Annotated in this window: 14 protein-coding genes; 10 read left to right on the forward strand and 4 right to left on the reverse strand. The window is 34.4% G+C overall.

Going from position 1 to position 17,361, the window contains the following annotated elements; all coding sequences use genetic code 11:
• Positions 1-23: 23 nt before the first annotated feature.
• Complete coding sequence (locus UMM65_RS05570; RefSeq protein WP_321975498.1) at positions 24-551, reverse strand: MORN repeat-containing protein; 528 nt, start codon at positions 549-551, stop codon at positions 24-26.
• Between the two features lie 80 nt (positions 552-631).
• Positions 632-1,387, reverse strand: a complete 756-nt coding sequence (locus tag UMM65_RS05575; protein WP_321975499.1) for a DeoR/GlpR family DNA-binding transcription regulator — start codon at positions 1,385-1,387, stop codon at positions 632-634.
• A 181-nt stretch (positions 1,388-1,568) separates the two neighbouring features.
• On the opposite strand from UMM65_RS05575, the gene UMM65_RS05580 reads away from it, so the two are divergent.
• The 9 genes from UMM65_RS05580 (at position 1,569) to UMM65_RS05620 (ending at position 14,495) form a co-directional block, all read left to right on the forward strand.
• Positions 1,569-3,137: a glycerol-3-phosphate dehydrogenase/oxidase gene (locus UMM65_RS05580; RefSeq protein ID WP_415859556.1), complete on the forward strand. Its 1,569-nt coding sequence runs from the start codon at positions 1,569-1,571 to the stop codon at positions 3,135-3,137.
• A gap of 59 nt (positions 3,138-3,196) precedes the next feature.
• Complete coding sequence (glpK, locus tag UMM65_RS05585; RefSeq protein ID WP_321975500.1) at positions 3,197-4,693, forward strand: glycerol kinase GlpK; 1,497 nt, start codon at positions 3,197-3,199, stop codon at positions 4,691-4,693.
• A gap of 321 nt (positions 4,694-5,014) precedes the next feature.
• Positions 5,015-5,743: an MIP/aquaporin family protein gene (locus UMM65_RS05590; RefSeq protein WP_321975501.1), complete on the forward strand. Its 729-nt coding sequence runs from the start codon at positions 5,015-5,017 to the stop codon at positions 5,741-5,743.
• 257 nt (positions 5,744-6,000) lie between these two features.
• Positions 6,001-8,970, forward strand: a complete 2,970-nt coding sequence (locus UMM65_RS05595; protein ID WP_321975502.1) for a SusC/RagA family TonB-linked outer membrane protein — start codon at positions 6,001-6,003, stop codon at positions 8,968-8,970.
• 13 nt (positions 8,971-8,983) lie between these two features.
• Complete coding sequence (locus UMM65_RS05600; RefSeq protein ID WP_321975503.1) at positions 8,984-10,576, forward strand: RagB/SusD family nutrient uptake outer membrane protein; 1,593 nt, start codon at positions 8,984-8,986, stop codon at positions 10,574-10,576.
• A 221-nt stretch (positions 10,577-10,797) separates the two neighbouring features.
• Entirely contained in the window at positions 10,798-12,396 is a 1,599-nt protein-coding gene (locus UMM65_RS05605; protein ID WP_321975504.1) for a glycerophosphodiester phosphodiesterase family protein, read from the forward strand.
• Positions 12,397-12,401: 5 nt separating this feature from the next.
• On the forward strand, positions 12,402-13,235 hold the full coding sequence (locus tag UMM65_RS05610; RefSeq protein WP_321975505.1) for an endonuclease/exonuclease/phosphatase family protein: 834 nt from the start codon (positions 12,402-12,404) through the stop codon (positions 13,233-13,235).
• A 116-nt stretch (positions 13,236-13,351) separates the two neighbouring features.
• Positions 13,352-13,855: a TlpA disulfide reductase family protein gene (locus tag UMM65_RS05615; protein ID WP_321975506.1), complete on the forward strand. Its 504-nt coding sequence runs from the start codon at positions 13,352-13,354 to the stop codon at positions 13,853-13,855.
• 16 nt (positions 13,856-13,871) lie between these two features.
• Positions 13,872-14,495 carry a thioredoxin family protein gene (locus UMM65_RS05620; RefSeq protein WP_321975507.1) on the forward strand — a complete coding sequence of 208 codons (624 nt, stop codon included), beginning with the start codon at positions 13,872-13,874 and terminating at the stop codon, positions 14,493-14,495.
• 129 nt (positions 14,496-14,624) lie between these two features.
• On the opposite strand, the gene UMM65_RS05625 is transcribed toward UMM65_RS05620, so the two are convergent.
• Together UMM65_RS05625 and UMM65_RS05630 are read right to left on the reverse strand one after the other, a co-directional pair.
• Positions 14,625-15,200: a DUF2911 domain-containing protein gene (locus UMM65_RS05625; protein ID WP_321975508.1), complete on the reverse strand. Its 576-nt coding sequence runs from the start codon at positions 15,198-15,200 to the stop codon at positions 14,625-14,627.
• 441 nt (positions 15,201-15,641) lie between these two features.
• On the reverse strand, positions 15,642-16,715 hold the full coding sequence (locus UMM65_RS05630) for a hypothetical protein (protein ID WP_321975509.1): 1,074 nt from the start codon (positions 16,713-16,715) through the stop codon (positions 15,642-15,644).
• 100 nt (positions 16,716-16,815) lie between these two features.
• Between UMM65_RS05630 and UMM65_RS05635 the strand changes: the two genes are divergently transcribed.
• Positions 16,816-17,328 (forward strand): RNA polymerase sigma factor, encoded by a 513-nt coding sequence (locus tag UMM65_RS05635; protein WP_321975510.1) that lies wholly within the window; start codon positions 16,816-16,818, stop codon positions 17,326-17,328.
• Positions 17,329-17,361: the final 33 nt, after the last annotated feature.

Consider the following 17,361-nt stretch of genomic DNA (forward strand, 5'->3'; position numbering starts at 1 on the left):
TAAATTAATTAAAAACTTACAAACTAATTTGCAGGTTTAAAATTATAACTTTCTTGATTAATTCCTGTACCGCTAACATATTCGTTATTTATGTATTTGCCACCAATATTTACACTAGATTGATAATAAAAGTTAGCAATACCATGTTTTAAGTTATTTTGCCAAGTACCTTCGTAAATTGTACCATTAGTATAGTAATAAATTCCATATCCGCTACGAATACCATAGCTATAGTTTCCTTTATATTTTGAGCCATCGTTCCAGGTGTAAATCCCATACCCATGTCTTTTATCACTAGTCCATTGCCCTTCATAAACATCACCATTTGTCCATGTATATTTTCCTTCGCCATCACGCAGTCCAGATTTCCAATAACCTTCGTAAACTCCAGTTTGGTACTGCATTGTGCCTTTTCCATTTTTACAATTACCGGCAATACATTCTTCTACAATTACCTTGCTTTCCTGTTTTTCAGTAGATTGTGATGTGTCTTCTGTCTGAGCTAAGATGTATAATGGAGAAATTAAAAATATAAATAACAACTTTTTCATAAATAGATATTATGGATTAAAATAGTATAACGTAAAGATTTGATTTATAGTATGACTATACCTGCGGAAACAGTTCTAATTTAGCCAACTACCGTAACTACAATGCCTTTTTCTTCTAACTTTTTAACAATGGATTTAGATACTCCCGCATCCGTAATAATCTGATCTATATTTCTTATTCCGCATATTTTAGCAAAGCTTTTCTTACCAAACTTTGAGGAATCGGCTAATACAATGGATTTCTGTGCAGAGGCCAACATTTTTTTATTAAGTTGGGCTTCTTCCAAACTTGTTGTCGACAGGCCGTATTCTAAATCAATACCATCCACACCTAAAAATAATTTACTGCAAGATACGTTTTCTAAAATTTGCGTAGCATAATTACCGACAACCGATGCCGAACTATGCCTAATATAGCCGCCCAGCTGCAAAATTTCCGTATTCTTATGGTTGATTAAATGTAGTACAACGTACAACGAAGAGCTAATTACAGTCAATTTGTTTTTAGGGGTTATAAATTTTGCCAATGCCTGTACGGTTGTACCGGAAGCAATCATGATTGAATCGTTTTCATCAATTAACTTTGCAGCAGTCTGAGCGATTCCATTTTTTTCTTCTACCGATATTTTTTCCTTTTCATTTACCGCTTTTTCATTAATATAAGGATTCTCAAGAGAAGCTCCACCATGTGTTCTAAACAAAAGGCCTTTTTCTTCTAACAGCTTTAAATCTTTTCTAATGGTAACAGCAGATACATCTAAAATTTTACAAAGATCTAATACTTCGAGGTATTTTTCCTTGTTTAAAATGTCTAAAATTATTTGATGTCGCTTCATGCTGCAGTATAATGAGTTTAACATTCCAAATATAATCAAATTGAAAGCAAACGAAGAAATAAAAAGTCTTTTAATGCATACTAACCCCAAATTTTGGAAAAATAAATTTTCGTTTTCTTTCGTTTTTGCCTAAAATGTGTATATTTGAAACCGTTACAATATAAATCAAAACAAAATAGAAGTGAGTTTGTTCCAAAGAGAAACATTAATTGAACAGTTACAATCCGATTCAAATTGGGATGTTATTATTATAGGAGGAGGGGCAACAGGCTTGGGAATAGCACTTGATAGTGTTACGCGTGGCTATAAAACTCTTTTATTGGAACAGATTGATTTTGCAAAGGGGACCTCAAGTCGAAGTACTAAATTAGTCCACGGAGGTGTGCGTTATTTGGCTCAAGGTAATATCGATTTGGTTAAGGAAGCTTTATATGAAAGAGGCTTAATGTTAAAAAACGCTTCCCATTTGGTAACTAACCAGTCTTTTATTATTCCAAATTATAAATTATGGGATACCCTAAAATATACCATCGGTTTAAAATTATATGATTTTTTAGCAGGTAAACTGAGTTTTGGAAAATCTATAAGGATCAATAAAAAGAAAACAACTTCAAGATTATCAACAATAAGAACGGATAAATTAAAAGGTAGCGTGGTTTACCATGACGGACAATTTGATGATTCCAGATTAGCCATAAATATCGCCCAAACCTGTATAGAAAAGGGTGCCACACTTTTGAATTATTGTAAAGTTATAAAATTATTAAAGGACGATACTGGAAAAGTAAATGGCGTTGTTGCACATGATAGGGAAAGAGATGAGTGCTACAATTTGAATGCTAAAGTGATAATAAACGCCACGGGCGTATTCACTGATGAGGTATTGCAAATGGATAATGAAAATGCTAAAAATATGGTTCGTCCTAGCCAAGGGATACATTTGGTTTTAAATAAATCCTTTTTACCGGGCAACGATGCCATTATGATTCCTAAAACGGATGATGGCAGGGTCTTATTTTTAGTGCCCTGGCACGATAAAGTTGTTGTGGGTACAACGGATACATTACTGGATAGTCATAGTTTAGAGCCAAAACCTTTGGATAAGGAGGTGGATTTTATTATTGCCACTGCAAATAAATACTTGAATAAAAAAGTAAGTAAGCAGGATGTGCTAAGCATTTTTGCAGGATTAAGGCCATTGGCGGCACCTAAAGACGATTCGGAGAAAACCAAAGAAATATCAAGAAGCCATAAAATTATCATTTCTGAATCTGAACTTATAACCATTACCGGCGGCAAGTGGACTACTTACAGGAGAATGGCACAAGACACCATTAATAAAGCCATTTCCATAGGGAAATTACCTAACAAGGAATGTAAAACCAAGAACCTTTCCATACATGGTGCTATGAATAATTTGGATAGAACAAACCATCTTTATATTTATGGAACAGATCAAAAAGGTATTGAAGAATTAATAGTTAAAGAACCTAAATTGGGTGAAAAATTACATCCAAAATCAGATTTTACCAAAGCCGAAGCTGTCTGGGCCATTAGAAATGAAATGGCAAGAACCATTGAGGATGTTTTGGCAAGAAGGGTGCGAATGTTATTTTTAGACGCTAGGGCAGCCATTATTTCTGCACCGATAGTTGCTGAACTTTTAGCAAAAGAACTAGGTAAAGATAAAGTTTGGGAGCGTAAAGAAATTGATAATTTTACAAAGATTGCAAAACAATACGTGTTATGAATCAATGGATTTCTTAATTTTAAGAAATTTTTGAGTTTTAAATCATTTAAAAACAGGTTATGGGAAAATATATACTAGCATTAGATCAAGGAACAACCAGTTCTAGGGCCATCGTTTTCGATAAAAAGGGAAATATTATCTCTGTGGCTCAAAAAGAGTTTACACAACATTTTCCAAAACCAGGGTGGGTAGAACACGACCCTACTGAAATTTGGTCGACACAAGCTGGTGTGGCAGCTGAAGCCATAGCGAAAAAAGGGTTAAATGTAGAGAATATTGCTGCAATTGGTATCACAAATCAACGAGAAACGGTTGTTGTTTGGGATAAAAATACAGGCAAACCAGTTTACAATGCTATTGTTTGGCAAGACAAGCGTACTTCAGATTATTGTGATGAGCTAAAAAAACAAGGCAAAGCAGAAGTAATAAGAGAGAAAACCGGACTGGTAATAGATTCCTATTTTTCTGGCACAAAAGTAAAATGGATTTTGGATAATGTTGATGGTGCAAGAAAAAAAGCCGAAGACGGCAATCTGCTTATGGGTACCATAGACACATGGTTGATATGGAATTTTACGAAAGGCAATCAGCATGTTACTGATGTTTCCAATGCTTCACGAACATTATTGTTCAATTTAAATACTATGGATTGGGATGATAAAATGTTGGAATTACTGACCATCCCGAAAAGTATGTTGCCCGAAGTAAAACAGTCAAGTGAGGTTTACGGCCATACGCAATCCACTTTTTACGATACTAAAATCCCTATTGCAGGCATTGCAGGAGACCAACAGGCAGCCCTTTTCGGTCAAATGTGCACAAAACCAGGAATGGTAAAAAATACATACGGAACAGGTTGCTTTATGCTCATGAATATTGGTGATAAACCCACCGTCTCAAAAAATAATTTATTAACGACGGTAGCTTGGAAAATAAATGGAAAAACAAGCTATGCCTTAGAAGGTAGTATTTTTATTGCCGGGGCGGTTGTACAATGGTTGCGTGATAGTTTAAAGATAATACGTAATTCTTCAGATGTTGAAGCGTTAGCGGAATCTGTTAAAAGTTCTGAAGGGGTCTATTTTGTTCCCGCATTTGCTGGATTAGGAGCTCCACATTGGAACCAACATGCCCAAGGCACAATTTTCGGATTAACCAGAGGAAGTACAGATGCCCATATTGCCCGTGCAGCCCTAGAGTCCATCGCATATCAAACCATGGATATTTTAAAAGCGATGGAAGCAGATTCGGGTATTTCAATAAAGGAATTGCGTGTTGATGGTGGGGCAACGGTTAATAATATGCTGATGCAATTTCAAGCGGATGTGTTAAATACAATAACCGTTCGCCCAAAAGTTGTAGAAACAACAGCAATGGGAGCCGCTTTTTTAGCTGGGTTGGCGGTAGGCTATTGGGAAAACCCAGAAGAAATTCAAGAGATTTGGCAAACAGACAAACATTTTAAACCTACTAACGATAGAAAGGAAATAGAAATTGGCATTAAAGGCTGGTACAAAGCCATTGACGCACTTGAATATTGGACGAAGGAAAAATAGGTCGGAAGACCTGAGGCCGAAGACAGAAGTGAAAAAGGACTCTGGGTACAAAAAAATTATGAGTTCAGAATTTTTTTTAAATGAATTAACTTTTTACAATTGAAAAAGTTCGGAGTCTTGGCTATAAATGTACCGGTTCCCCTCTTGTGCTTACGCTTCGTAACCATTAAAGCTTCAGTGACACGCGTAAAAGGGGCTAGGGTTGTGTTTTTGAGAAATAATCAAATTTTCCAAGCAATAAAGCAAAAGTTCAAAAATCAAAACTCGTTAATCGTTGTTCGTTAATCAAAAAAATAAAATTATTAATAAAACCTAACAAGTATGACACCATTTATAGCAGAAATCATCGGAACTTTTTTTCTTATTCTTTTAGGAGGTGGCGTAGTTGCCAATATTATTTTAGAAAAAACAAAGTCTAACGACCAAGGTTGGATGGTTATTACCACCGCCTGGGGATTAGCCGTTTTTGTGGGCGTAGTTGTTGCTGGGCCTTACAGCGGTGCTCATCTGAATCCAGCAGTTAGTATTGGGTTGGCCGTTGCAGGTAAATTTGAATGGGCGTTAGTGCCAAGCTATGTGTTGGCTCAATTTATCGGTGCAATGCTGGGTGCTCTGATTGTTTGGATATTTTATAAAGTTCACTTTGATGTTACAGAAGATGGCGAAACCAAAAGAGCGGTTTTTTGTACCGCTCCGGCAATCAGAAATACCTCTTCAAATGTTTTTTCTGAAATTATCGGCACTTTTGTATTGGTTTTTGTGGTGCTTTATTTTACAGATGCTACTTTATCAGAACCCGAAACAACTATCGGTTTAGGTTCATTAGGAGCTTTACCCGTGGCGTTTTTAGTTTGGGTAATTGGTTTGTCTTTGGGAGGCACAACCGGTTATGCCATAAATCCGGCCCGTGATTTAGGTCCACGGATTATGCATGCAATATTACCCATTAAAAATAAAGCCTCAAACGATTGGGGTTATGCTTGGGTTCCTGTTGTTGGGCCTATAATTGGGGCTTCATTAGCGGGATTGTTGATGCTAGTGCTTTCGTAACAAATTAAAAAAGTTTCGTTTTATTTTATTTTATTTCGTATAATTTTGTTTTATTAAAAAAATTATGTATTATTGCCATTAAATATAATGACACGAAATGAAATCTAAAGCTAACGTTATTTTATTTTGCTTTTAAAAGCAAATAAAGTTCAGTTATCCAATTGGATTTATATTTAACCGAGAATTAATATTAAGGTCACTTGTCTTAAACGATTTGTTCTTAATATTGAAAAATTAAAATTAAACTCAAATAACTTATGATGTTAAAACTATTTAAAAAAAGGACAAATCTAGCTCTGCTGATGTTTGCTTTTGTACTTAGCGGTTTTACTGCGGTACAAGCCCAAAAAACAGTTACAGGAACTGTGCTAGATGAAACAGGAACACCTTTACCTGGTGCTTCTGTAGTAGTAAAAGGAACTACAAATGGAACTTCTACCGATTTTGATGGGAAATTTTCATTGAATGTAAGTGCAGATGCAACTACATTACAAGTGTCTTTCATTGGTTACACTACCAAAGAAGTGGCAATTGCCGATAATATTACAGTTACCTTAGATCCAGACAATATATTAGATGAGGTTGTGGTTGTAGGTTACGGTACGGTAAAAAAGAGTGATGTTGTAGGTTCCGTAGCCAGTGTGGATGTGGAAGAAGCTGTGGCAGTGCCCACAACTAATGTATCCGAAATGTTAAGGGGTAGAGCCGCAGGTGTTCAGGTTAATCTAAATGATGCCAGGCCAGGTGGTAACTCTAACATTGTAATTCGTGGTAAGGTGTCAATAGAGGGTAATGACCCGCTTATTATTGTTGACGGTATACCTTATGATGATATTAATGATGTTGCAGCCTCTGATATTACTTCCGTTGAAGTTCTAAAAGATGCATCATCTCAAGCAATTTATGGTGCTAGAGCAGCAAACGGTGTTATTCTTATTACTACCAAGCGTGGTAAAGAAGGTAGTTTTAAGATAGATTACCATGGTTATTTAACTTCTCAAAAATTAACAAAGAACTTTGATTTGTATTCAGGTGAAGAATTTGCACAAGTTCGTAGAGAGGCACGCAGAACTGATAATAATGATGAGTATGAGCCAGATGAAGACATCTTCGAGCCGTTTGAACTGGAATCTTTGAACAATAGGACTTATGTAGATTGGGAAGACTTGGTCATGGAAAATGCCGTAATCCAAAGCCATTCGTTAAGTGTATCGGGTGGAGGTGAAAAAACAAAAGTGTTTTCAAGTGTGAACTACTTTGATCAAGACGGGTTAATACCCAGTTCAGGCTTTAAAAGAGGAACGTTTAGGTTAAATGTAGATCAACAGGTTACTAAAAAATTAAGCTTACAGGCTAATGTGAATTTTCAAACAAGCTTGCAAGATATTGAAAGTAATTCATTGAACTTTATAACAATTTCGCCACTGGCAAAGCCTTTTGATGAAAATGGTGAGTTAAATAAAGAGCCTTTAGGGTCTGGTAATACAACCATTAATCCTTTGTGGAATATTAGAGAGTCAACTAATGAGGTAAGGACAAACTTAACGGATATCAATTTGGTTGGTTTGTATCAATTTACACCTAATTTATCGTATAAATTAAATACTTTTTTACGTAATAGAGCGTCGGAACAGGGCATCTACAGAAGTAGTAAGCATGGTAGCGGAGATGGTGATGTGAATGGGTTGGCAACATTATCCGACAAGTTTTACAGAGAATTTTTATTGGAAAACATTATCGATTATGCACCGGAAATCAACGAGAATAATAAATTAGATTTAACCTTTGTACATTCGGTAAATGAACGTAAAACCAATACAAACTCAATTGAGAAATCAAACTTTGCAAATGACGATTTAGGTTATAACGGAGTTGCAAATAACATAGGTGAATCTTTTAGAGAGATTGTTAGAAAAAGGCAAGTTGGTTTTCTAGGTCGTGCTAGATATAGCTTAATGGATAAATACCTATTAACGTTAACAGCTAGGACAGATGGCTCGTCGGTTTTCGGAGCTAAAGAAAAATGGGGTTTCTTTCCTGCAATAGCTTTTGCTTGGAAAATGCATGAGGAGTCATTTTTAGAAGACTCCAATAGTATTAATCAGATGAAGTTAAGAATAACTTACGGTCAAACTGGTAATGATGGTATTGATTCCAAAGAGACTTTAGGTGTTTCAGATTATATACCTTACGTTTTTGGCGGTGTTACTTCTGGAGGTTTTGCCCCTTTAAATAGATTACCAAATCCTGATTTAAAATGGGAAACAACTACATCTTTGAATATTGGTTTGGACTATGGATTATTTAGAAATAGAGTAACAGGAACATTTGAATTTTATAAAAGTACAACTACTGATTTATTACTAGATAGGGTATTGCCTGGCACAACGGGCTTTTCAGTAACAAGGTTCAACGTTGGAGAGGTAGAAAATACTGGTTTTGAAGCGGTCGTAAATACAAATATTATCCGTAAACAAGATTTTAATTGGTCAGTTGGTCTAATTTTCTCCACCAATAAAAATGAAATTATTTCTTTAACTGGTGAAAAAGATGCGGAAGGAAATGAAATAGACTTACCGGGCAACGACTTATATATTGGAGAAACCCTGAGTACGTTCACACAGTTTTTATTTGACGGTATATGGCAAGAAGGTGACGATATTGCCAACTCCGCTCAACCCGATGCTATGCCAGGAGATGTTAGGATAGTTGATATGAACGATGATAAGATTTTAGATAATGAAGATTTATATTACTTTAAAAGTACCCCTGACTGGTACGGTTCTATTAATACCACTGCTAATTTTAAAGGATTTGAACTTTTTGCTGATGTATTTATTTCTCAAGGTGCTATGAGGTCAAATCCGTATTTGGCATCTTTTGAAAATGGAGGTACATTGCAAGGTATTAGGAATGGTATTAAAGTGCCGTATTATACACCCGAAAACCCTTCTAACGAATTTCCAAGACCAAGACCTACAACTCCGTCTAATTTATTTGCTTTGGCGGTAAAAGACGCTTCTTTTGTTAGGTTAAGAACACTGACATTAGGTTATAACATACCTCAATCAGCTTTATCAAAAATTGGATTTAGTAATGCAAAATTGTATGTTACGGGTACCAATTTACTTACATTTACAGATTATAAATCGTACAGTCCTGAAAATAATCCAGGAGATTTTCCAGATTCAAAGGGTATTACTGTAGGAGTTAAATTAGGACTATAAAAAAATCGAAAAGATGAAATTATTTAATAAAAATTCAAGAATTTTAATCGGTATGTTGGTTGTCGGACTTGTGGTTCTAACAACATCATGTGAAGATTATTTAAAAGACGAGTTACTGTCAGATACTTCTGCAGATTTTACATATAATACTCCTGAAGGTCTAGAGGCCGCGACGGTCGGTTTATATAGTTTGAACAGGGCTTTATATGAAGATGGTGAGTGGAATAGTGCGAGAGCTATGACCATGATCGCTAAATCAGATTTAGTATTTGGTAGATCTGGAGAAATCTCTTTGTATGCTACCTTAAGTTGGGGGAGAACGGTTAACGACTTTGGGTCAAAACGTTTTTCAAGATTCTGGAGACACCATTATCGATTGGTTGATAGAGCCAATGCTGTTATTCAAGGAGCAGAAAATACGGAGATGGATGAAACAAGAAAAAATGTTTTAATTGCAGAAGCGAAGGCAATGAGAGCTAATTCTTATTTTACCTTGTATAGAATGTTTAATAACATTTTTATTACAACTGAGCCCACTACACCAGAAAATGGTTTTGACAGGCCGGAGGCACCTTCAACGGAAGAAGAGATATTCACTTTAATAAACAGTGATTTGGACTTTGCAATTGCCAATTTAGATTGGACAACTGACCAATATGGAAGATGGACTCAAGCTGCTGCCAGACATTTAAGAGCTAAAACGGCTATTTGGCAAAAAGACTATACAGAAGCAGCCTTACAAGCTGATGCGGTTATTGATAATGGTAGCTATAATTTAGTAGGTAACACTAAAGATGTTTTTAAAGGAGATTATAATAATGGTGAAACCTTGTTTGCCATTCAGTATGCCGACCCCAATGAAACTATTGGAGGGGGTAATATGCACCGTATGAATTTTAATGTGGTAGCACAATACAATAGAATTGATGGTGCAGATTTTGCCATAGAAAATGGAGCTAGAGGAGCTGGTTTTTTAATGCCAAATGAGTATTTACGTAATCTTTTAAAAGAAGACCCAAATGATGACAGGGATGATCATACTTACTATATAAGTTATTATACATATAACGATGTAGCAAATTTACCAGCAGGTAAAAAAGTAGGTGACACTATTGATGTTTACGAAGAGTATGGTAGTCAGCATAGAAACTATTATTTAACTATGAACCCGGGTGTTTTAAAATATTTACAGGATGATGCTGTGCCTGATGAAGCGAGTCAAGTAAAAAACATCTTGATTTATAGATTAGCGGAGACTTATTTGATTGGTGCCGAAGCTCACATGATGAATGGCAATACCGCAAAAGCTTTAACTTATATAAATGCAGTAAGAACACGTGCCAACGCCACAGAATTAACAGAAATTGATTTACAAGCAATTTTAGATGAAAGAGCTAGAGAATTAGCTTTTGAAGGGCAGCGATGGTACACCCTAAAAAGAACAGGTAAATTAATTGAGTTTATGAGGGACCATGCAGGTAATGAACAATGGAAGTTTATAGCTAGAGAGCGTATAGAAGATTGGATGGTAAATATGCCAATTCCACAATCAGAATTAGATTTATTGGGGCCAAATTACCCTCAGAACTCGGGTTACACAGATTAATGGAATTAAATTTTTTGAGTTTAAGTTAGTATGTTAAAAATCTAAGGGTCTCGAATCAACCCTTAGATTTTTTTAATTGAACTAATCCCGCTTTTTATTTGAATCAGTTAAACTTTATATGGTATCTATTTTATCAAAACCGCTTTTTGAAGTTACAGTTAAAATAATTTCTTTGTAATTTTATAAACTAAACGATAACTTCATTTTTTATCCAATATCTCATGTCTAACATCTCATATCTCAAAAATTTATCCCTTATATTAGTGCTTACAGGTCTTATTGCTTGTGACAATAACGTGAAAGACAATATTAATTTTGCAGATAACGTAGTAGTTGCCCACCGTGGTGCTTTTAAAGCCAAGGAGCTTCCTGAGAACTCCATTGCCGCTCTAAAATATGCCATTGAGTTGGGCTGTACAGGTTCAGAGTTTGATGTGCATATGACTGCGGACAGCATTCCAGTTGTTTATCACGATCCTCATTACAACGATTTGACGATAAAAGAAAGCACTTACGAAGAACTTTCAAAATTCAAACTTTCCAATGGGGAAATATTACCTACCCTTAAAGATTACATTCTTGCGGGTATGGAAAACAATACCACTACAGGTTTGGTGCTAGAAATAAAACCTTCAAAAGATATAGAACACAACCTTAAGATGACCGAGAAAATACTAGCTCTGGTCAAAGAACTAAAAGCCGAACCTTATATCCATTCCTATATTAGTTTTGGCTATGGTATTCTTCAAAAAATTGTAGAACTCGATCCAAATGCAAAAACGCAGTATTTAAATGGTTCTAAATCGCCACAGGAATTAAAAAATGACGGAATTTCAGGGTTGGACTATCATATGAACGTGTTTAAAAAGAATCCACATTGGATTGAGGAAGCCAAAGAATTAGGATTAACATTAAATGCCTGGACGGTAAATGCTCAGGAAGATTTAGATTGGTTGTTGGCCAATGAATTCGATTATATTACCACCAATGAACCTGAATTATTGTTTGAGAGAATTAAAGAGAGCCCAACCAAAGATGGTTACAGTTTAGTTTGGAGCGATGAGTTCAATTATAAGGGCAAGCTAGATAGCACCAAATGGGGATATGCCTATGGTTTTATTGCAAATCAAGAAGAACAGTATTATACCGATAGTTTAAAAAACGCAAGGGTAGAAGATGGAAATTTAATCATTGAAACCCATAAAGAAGCCATTACTAATAAAGATTATAACAATCCAGAATTACTAAAGAAAAGCTGGATGAAATATGCCGCCGAGCGGAAAACAGCAAAATATACTTCCGCCAGATTAACCACTAAAGATTTGGCATCTTGGCAATATGGACGCATTGAAGTTAGGGCGAAATTGCCAAAGGGAGTAGGTATGTGGCCTGCAATTTGGATGTTGGGAAATAATAGAAGTGAAGTCAGTTGGCCAGAATGCGGTGAAATTGACATTATGGAACACGTTGGCTTTAATAAGGATTCCATTTTTGGAACAATTCATACTGAAGCCTATAACCATACCAAGGGAACTGAAAAAAGCAAAAGTATTTTTATTGATAAACCTTATGATGAATTCCATGTTTTTGCATTGGATTGGACACCCGAAAAAATAGACTTTATCTTAGATGGTGTGGTTTATAATCAGATAGAAAACGAACATAAAACCACAGCAGAATGGCCTTTTGACCAAAAATTTTATTTAATTTTAAATGTTGCTGTTGGCGGAATGCTAGGAGGTCAAAAAGGAATTGATGATAGTGTTTTTCCACAACAAATGGTGGTAGATTATGTAAGGGTTTATCAACAAAAAAATTAGCAAAAATGAAAAACCTTCTTTTCTTAATTACCATGGTGTTGTTTTTTATCTCTGTTCATGGTCAAAACTTGTCAGTTATGACCTACAACATCCGTCTAGATGTTGCCTCGGATGAAGAAAATGCTTGGGAACACCGTAAAGAATTTATAACCGAGCAGATAAAATTTTACGGTCCAGATGTGATGGGAACCCAAGAAGGTCGTCCTAACCAAATTAAATTTATGAAAGAAACCCTGACAGATTATAAAATGATAGGTCATGGTAGAGAGGGAGGAGATAATGGAGAATACTCTGCTATTTTTTACAATACGAATAAAGTAAAGGTTGAAAATGATAGTACGTTTTGGCTTTCTGAAACACCTGAAATACGCTCAAAGGGTTGGGATGCTGCTTTTGAAAGGAATTGTACCTATGGCTTATTTACTGATTTAGAATCATTGGAAAAAGTGTGGATTTTCAATACTCATTTAGACCATGTTGGGCAACAATCAAGGCTAAATAGCATGAAATTGATTCAAGAAAGGATAAAAACAATAAATACAGAAAATCATCCTATAATAATTATGGGAGACCTTAATGTAGAGCCTGACAATGAACTCATAAGCAACTTACAGCAAAATTTTGTTGATACCAAAGAATCAAGTAAACTTAAATTTGGACCATCAGGCACGTTTAACGGTTTTAAGTTTAACGAACCCGTTACACGGCGAATTGATTATATTTTTGTATCTAAATCACCTCCAGTTATGGTTAAAAAATATGCTGTTTTAAGTGATTCTAAAGATTTAAAATACCCTTCCGACCATTTGCCCGTCTATGTAAAATTAGAACTTGAATAGAGGTATAAAAAACATATACTACGACTTTTGAGTAAGTTAAAATTTTTATAAAAGAATCAATACTACTTCTATTAGTAACTATCTTTGATTAAATTTGGGAATCTAATTGATTATTAATGAGGAAGGTATTAGTTGTTATAGGCTTATTAATTGTGTTTTCTAGTAAGGCACAACAGAAAATTGATGTTGCTAACCAAGAGAATGATAGCATAGAAATTTACAATTTTTCTCAACTGGAACCCATACTAAATGCTAATGATGATTCTACGTATGTAATCAATTTTTGGGCAACCTGGTGTGGTCCTTGTATAAAGGAATTACCCTATTTTGAAGAATTGTACACTAATTACAAAGACAAAAAAGTAAAGGTAATTTTGGTTAGTTTAGATTTTCCTGAAAAGTTTGAAAGTAAATTGATACCATTTGTAAAAAAGCATAAAGTTAGTCCACAAGTAATTTTATTGGACGATCCCAATGAAAATGAATGGATACCCAAAGTGGATGAATCTTGGTCTGGTGCGTTGCCGGCAACCATAATTTACAATAAAAATAAACGAGCTTTTTTTGAGCAATCATTTACTCAAGAATCATTAAATAAAACGATTAAAGAATTTCTATAACTTTATTATTTATATTATGAAAAACTTAAAAACACTACTAGCAATAATTGTAATAGCAACATTGTTTGCTTTTACCACTTCAAACTCAGAAAAAAACAATTCTGAAGGTTATAACGTTGGTGATATTGCCACTGATTTTTCATTAAAGAATGTTGATGGAAACATGGTATCATTAGCTGATTATACGGAAGCCAAAGGCTTTATCGTTATCTTTACTTGCAATACTTGTCCTGTTTCTGTAAGGAACGAAGATAGAATACTGGCCCTAGACAAAAAATACAAAGACCAAGGTTTTCCTGTGATTGCAATTAATCCTAATAATCCTGCTGTCCAACCTGGTGATAGTTACGAATTGATGAAGGTTAGAGCTAAAGAAAAAGGGTTTACATTTCCTTATTTGTTTGATGATGGGCAAAAAATATATCCGCAATATGGTGCTACGGCAACACCTCACGTCTATTTATTACAAAAAGAAGAGGAAGGACTAGTTGTAAAATATATTGGCGGAATTGATGATAGTTCTAGAAATGAGAATAATGTTAAGGTTAAGTATTTAGAAAATGCAGTAGATGCGTTATTGGCAAGTAAGGAGATAGAGGTTACTAAAACAAGGGCTATCGGGTGTTCGATAAAGAAGTAAAATAAAAAAACTGCTTTGAATTCAATTCAAAGCAGTTTTCTAGCAATAATCCCAAGTATTAAATAGATTGACTCCCCTCAAATTATTCAATTACAATTAGTCTAGCTATTGATTAATTCTTCAACTAACTTATAGTTTAGCAAAATAATATTCTTCGGTAAATTTTATTGGAATTGAAACTCGTGTATAACCCCAAGCCAATACCATTTTGGCATTTTCGTTGATTCTTTTAAATCCAATAGAGAATATTGATAAGCGTTCTGCTTTTTTTACCGGTATCTTTAGTTGAGCAATATTAGCCTCAGGATTATACTGAAAAGCACCCCAAGTGTCAATTTCGCTATTTAATATGATTTCCCATTCTGTTTCGCCAGGAATAGTTAATAATACATATGTTCCTGATTTTACTAGGGTTTCCCCGAAATAGATATCTTTATAAAACTTAACTTCTGTCGCTTCATTGGCTCCAGTTCTCCAAATTTTACCGTAAGAAATTTTATCTGTCAGTTGTTCTTGGTCATCTTTTAAAGATGGTCTTCCATAAATAACTTTGACCATAGGCATCGAAACCCTTGAAGCCCTTAAATAAGCAATATCTTGAGGATCCTTATCCAACTTTTGAAAATCTTGAGCGGAAACACTTGTAGCAAGCAATAAAATTAGTATCAATATCCAAGCGGTTCTTAACATAGCAATTTTTTTCATAGTATAAAATTTTTAATTGGTCACTCATGTTTAAGTTTTTATTTGCGACCTGTGGATTAAAAACAACTTAAGTTTAAATTGTCCTGAAAATAAAATGATTTTTTTATTCTCTTCACAAATTAGCTGCTAAAGTGTAATGAATCTAATGGTTATTTTATTCGTATTAAAAAAAGCATCCCGAAGTAAGGATGCTTTTTTAGCTATGATATAAAAAAATTAAACTGAGTCTAGATTAATTTGCTATTAAGACTCCCCTATCTTAAAAACAACCTCCTCTTTAATAATCCTGAAAAAAAATCAAATTAATTTTAATTTTCCCAATATTACTTTGCTTTACGGGTAATTTAATTGATCAACAATTGTCTGGTTCAATAAAAAAGCATCCCGAAATTAAGATGCTCTTTTTAGTTATGATATAAAAAATTTAAATTAATACATCTATTAATTACATACACTTTCAAACCGCAAACGATCGTCACCATTCTTAAAATCAACCCTTGTCTCGCCTGGCACAATATCAATTTCAGTTAAGGTCCAAACATTAGATACTTCCGTCAAGCCAGGAATGGATATTGTCAATTCAATGTTTTGTCCAGTACCAGTTGCAGTCCAAGTTCCCGAAAACAATGTCAATAGTAAAAGTTTTACCCTTACAGTACCATTGCTATCGAATTCAAATCGATATAACGGATATAGTAAGTCTAGATTTAAGGAGTTCAGCGTTAAGCGATTAATTCCCCAATCGTTACATTCAGTCAATAAGTCAACGAATTCTAGTAATTCGCAATCTATACAATCATCGTCATTATAGTCGTAGTCGTCATCTTCATCACAAGCATTGATTGCAGCGGTAATTTCTGCTTCTAGTTCTGGCATGGTATTCGTTGTAATTTCGGTCTCGTCACTTCGAATAACTACTACTGGAAACTCAATATTTGAGATGTCATCCGATTTAAAATCATCTATAAAATCGAATAATTCCCGATCATTTAGTAGTTGATCTTTATCAAATTGTTCAGTAACCGTATTATAAGTTGAGATGGTTATTGGAAAGCGAAAATCTACACATTCAATATCATCATCCATTTCGTTTTCACCTTTACAAGTACTTGCTAAAGCATCGAATTCAGTTTGATTGTTCAATGTTACCTCAGTAAAATCCTCTAAGGTTACTGTTATAGGGAATTGAATTTGGATGGTATCGGTATCATCATCGTGATCATCAAATATATTCTCTACCGATTCAAAATCGGCAGAAGAATTCACTACTACCTGAATACCGTTGGCAAAAACTGTGTAAGGAAACTGTACGGTAAAACAATTAGCCCTATCAATTATGTTATCAAAAGAGCCATCTTTTAAGGCGGTACGCTTCATTAGGCCCGCCAAATTCGAATCAGCCGTAAAATTAGATTCGTTTGGACCAGGAATCAAAACAGATTCTTCAGTTCTGCAGGAACTAAAAATTAATAATCCTAAGAGTAATAATTTGGTTGTTTTTATCGTTTGTTTCATTATGCAATGCGAATTGTTAATATTATTGTACACATATTAAAACAATTAAACGTTAAAAAATCCTGAAAATTTTTAATTTTAATTCATAAATAGGAAATTAATGACCCAATCTAAGTCTGTATGTGATGAAAGTGTGTTCGCTTCTATCTATAATTCATACTCAAAAGACCTTCATAACTACCTTTATTACAAATATGGGAATCGCCACGACCCAAATGATACAGTACAAGAAGCTTTCGTTAAATTATGGAAAAATTGTAAAGAAGTAAGTTTTGAAAAAGCCAAAGGTTTTGTTTTTATGGTGTCAAAAAATATGATGTTGAACGAAATAAAACATCAAAAGGTAATTTTAAAACATCAACAGGTAAAACCGAAGGATTATACTGGAGAAAATCCAGAATTTTTGTTAGAAAAGGAACAATTTTATCAAAAATATCAACGTGCATTAGCTAAATTAACTGAAGAACAACGCGTTGCCTTTTTACTCAATAAAACAGAGGGGAAAAAACATCAAGAAATTGCGGAAATGTTGAATATCACCAAAAAAGTGGTCGAATATAGAATCTATTCTGCCTTTAAAATTATTAAAGCTGAAATAAAAGAATTAAATTAACGTAAAATTTGTCAGGATAAATCCATGTTAAGT

It is taken from the genome of Aureibaculum koreense (assembly GCF_034296135.1).
GTDB lineage: Bacteria > Bacteroidota > Bacteroidia > Flavobacteriales > Flavobacteriaceae > Aureibaculum.

What these genes read in the sequence shown, in the direction of transcription:
- UMM65_RS05570 (WP_321975498.1), bottom strand. Translation starts at nt 551, where the DNA reads ATGAAAAAGTTGTTATTTATATTTTTAATTTCTCCATTATACATCTTA.
- UMM65_RS05575 (WP_321975499.1), bottom strand. Translation starts at nt 1,387, where the DNA reads ATGAAGCGACATCAAATAATTTTAGACATTTTAAACAAGGAAAAATAC.
- glpK (WP_321975500.1), top strand. Translation starts at nt 3,197, where the DNA reads ATGGGAAAATATATACTAGCATTAGATCAAGGAACAACCAGTTCTAGG.
- UMM65_RS05590 (WP_321975501.1), top strand. Translation starts at nt 5,015, where the DNA reads ATGACACCATTTATAGCAGAAATCATCGGAACTTTTTTTCTTATTCTT.
- UMM65_RS05595 (WP_321975502.1), top strand. Translation starts at nt 6,001, where the DNA reads ATGATGTTAAAACTATTTAAAAAAAGGACAAATCTAGCTCTGCTGATG.
- UMM65_RS05600 (WP_321975503.1), top strand. Translation starts at nt 8,984, where the DNA reads ATGAAATTATTTAATAAAAATTCAAGAATTTTAATCGGTATGTTGGTT.
- UMM65_RS05605 (WP_321975504.1), top strand. Translation starts at nt 10,798, where the DNA reads ATGTCTAACATCTCATATCTCAAAAATTTATCCCTTATATTAGTGCTT.
- UMM65_RS05610 (WP_321975505.1), top strand. Translation starts at nt 12,402, where the DNA reads ATGAAAAACCTTCTTTTCTTAATTACCATGGTGTTGTTTTTTATCTCT.
- UMM65_RS05615 (WP_321975506.1), top strand. Translation starts at nt 13,352, where the DNA reads ATGAGGAAGGTATTAGTTGTTATAGGCTTATTAATTGTGTTTTCTAGT.
- UMM65_RS05620 (WP_321975507.1), top strand. Translation starts at nt 13,872, where the DNA reads ATGAAAAACTTAAAAACACTACTAGCAATAATTGTAATAGCAACATTG.
- UMM65_RS05625 (WP_321975508.1), bottom strand. Translation starts at nt 15,200, where the DNA reads ATGAAAAAAATTGCTATGTTAAGAACCGCTTGGATATTGATACTAATT.
- UMM65_RS05630 (WP_321975509.1), bottom strand. Translation starts at nt 16,715, where the DNA reads ATGAAACAAACGATAAAAACAACCAAATTATTACTCTTAGGATTATTA.
- UMM65_RS05635 (WP_321975510.1), top strand. Translation starts at nt 16,816, where the DNA reads ATGACCCAATCTAAGTCTGTATGTGATGAAAGTGTGTTCGCTTCTATC.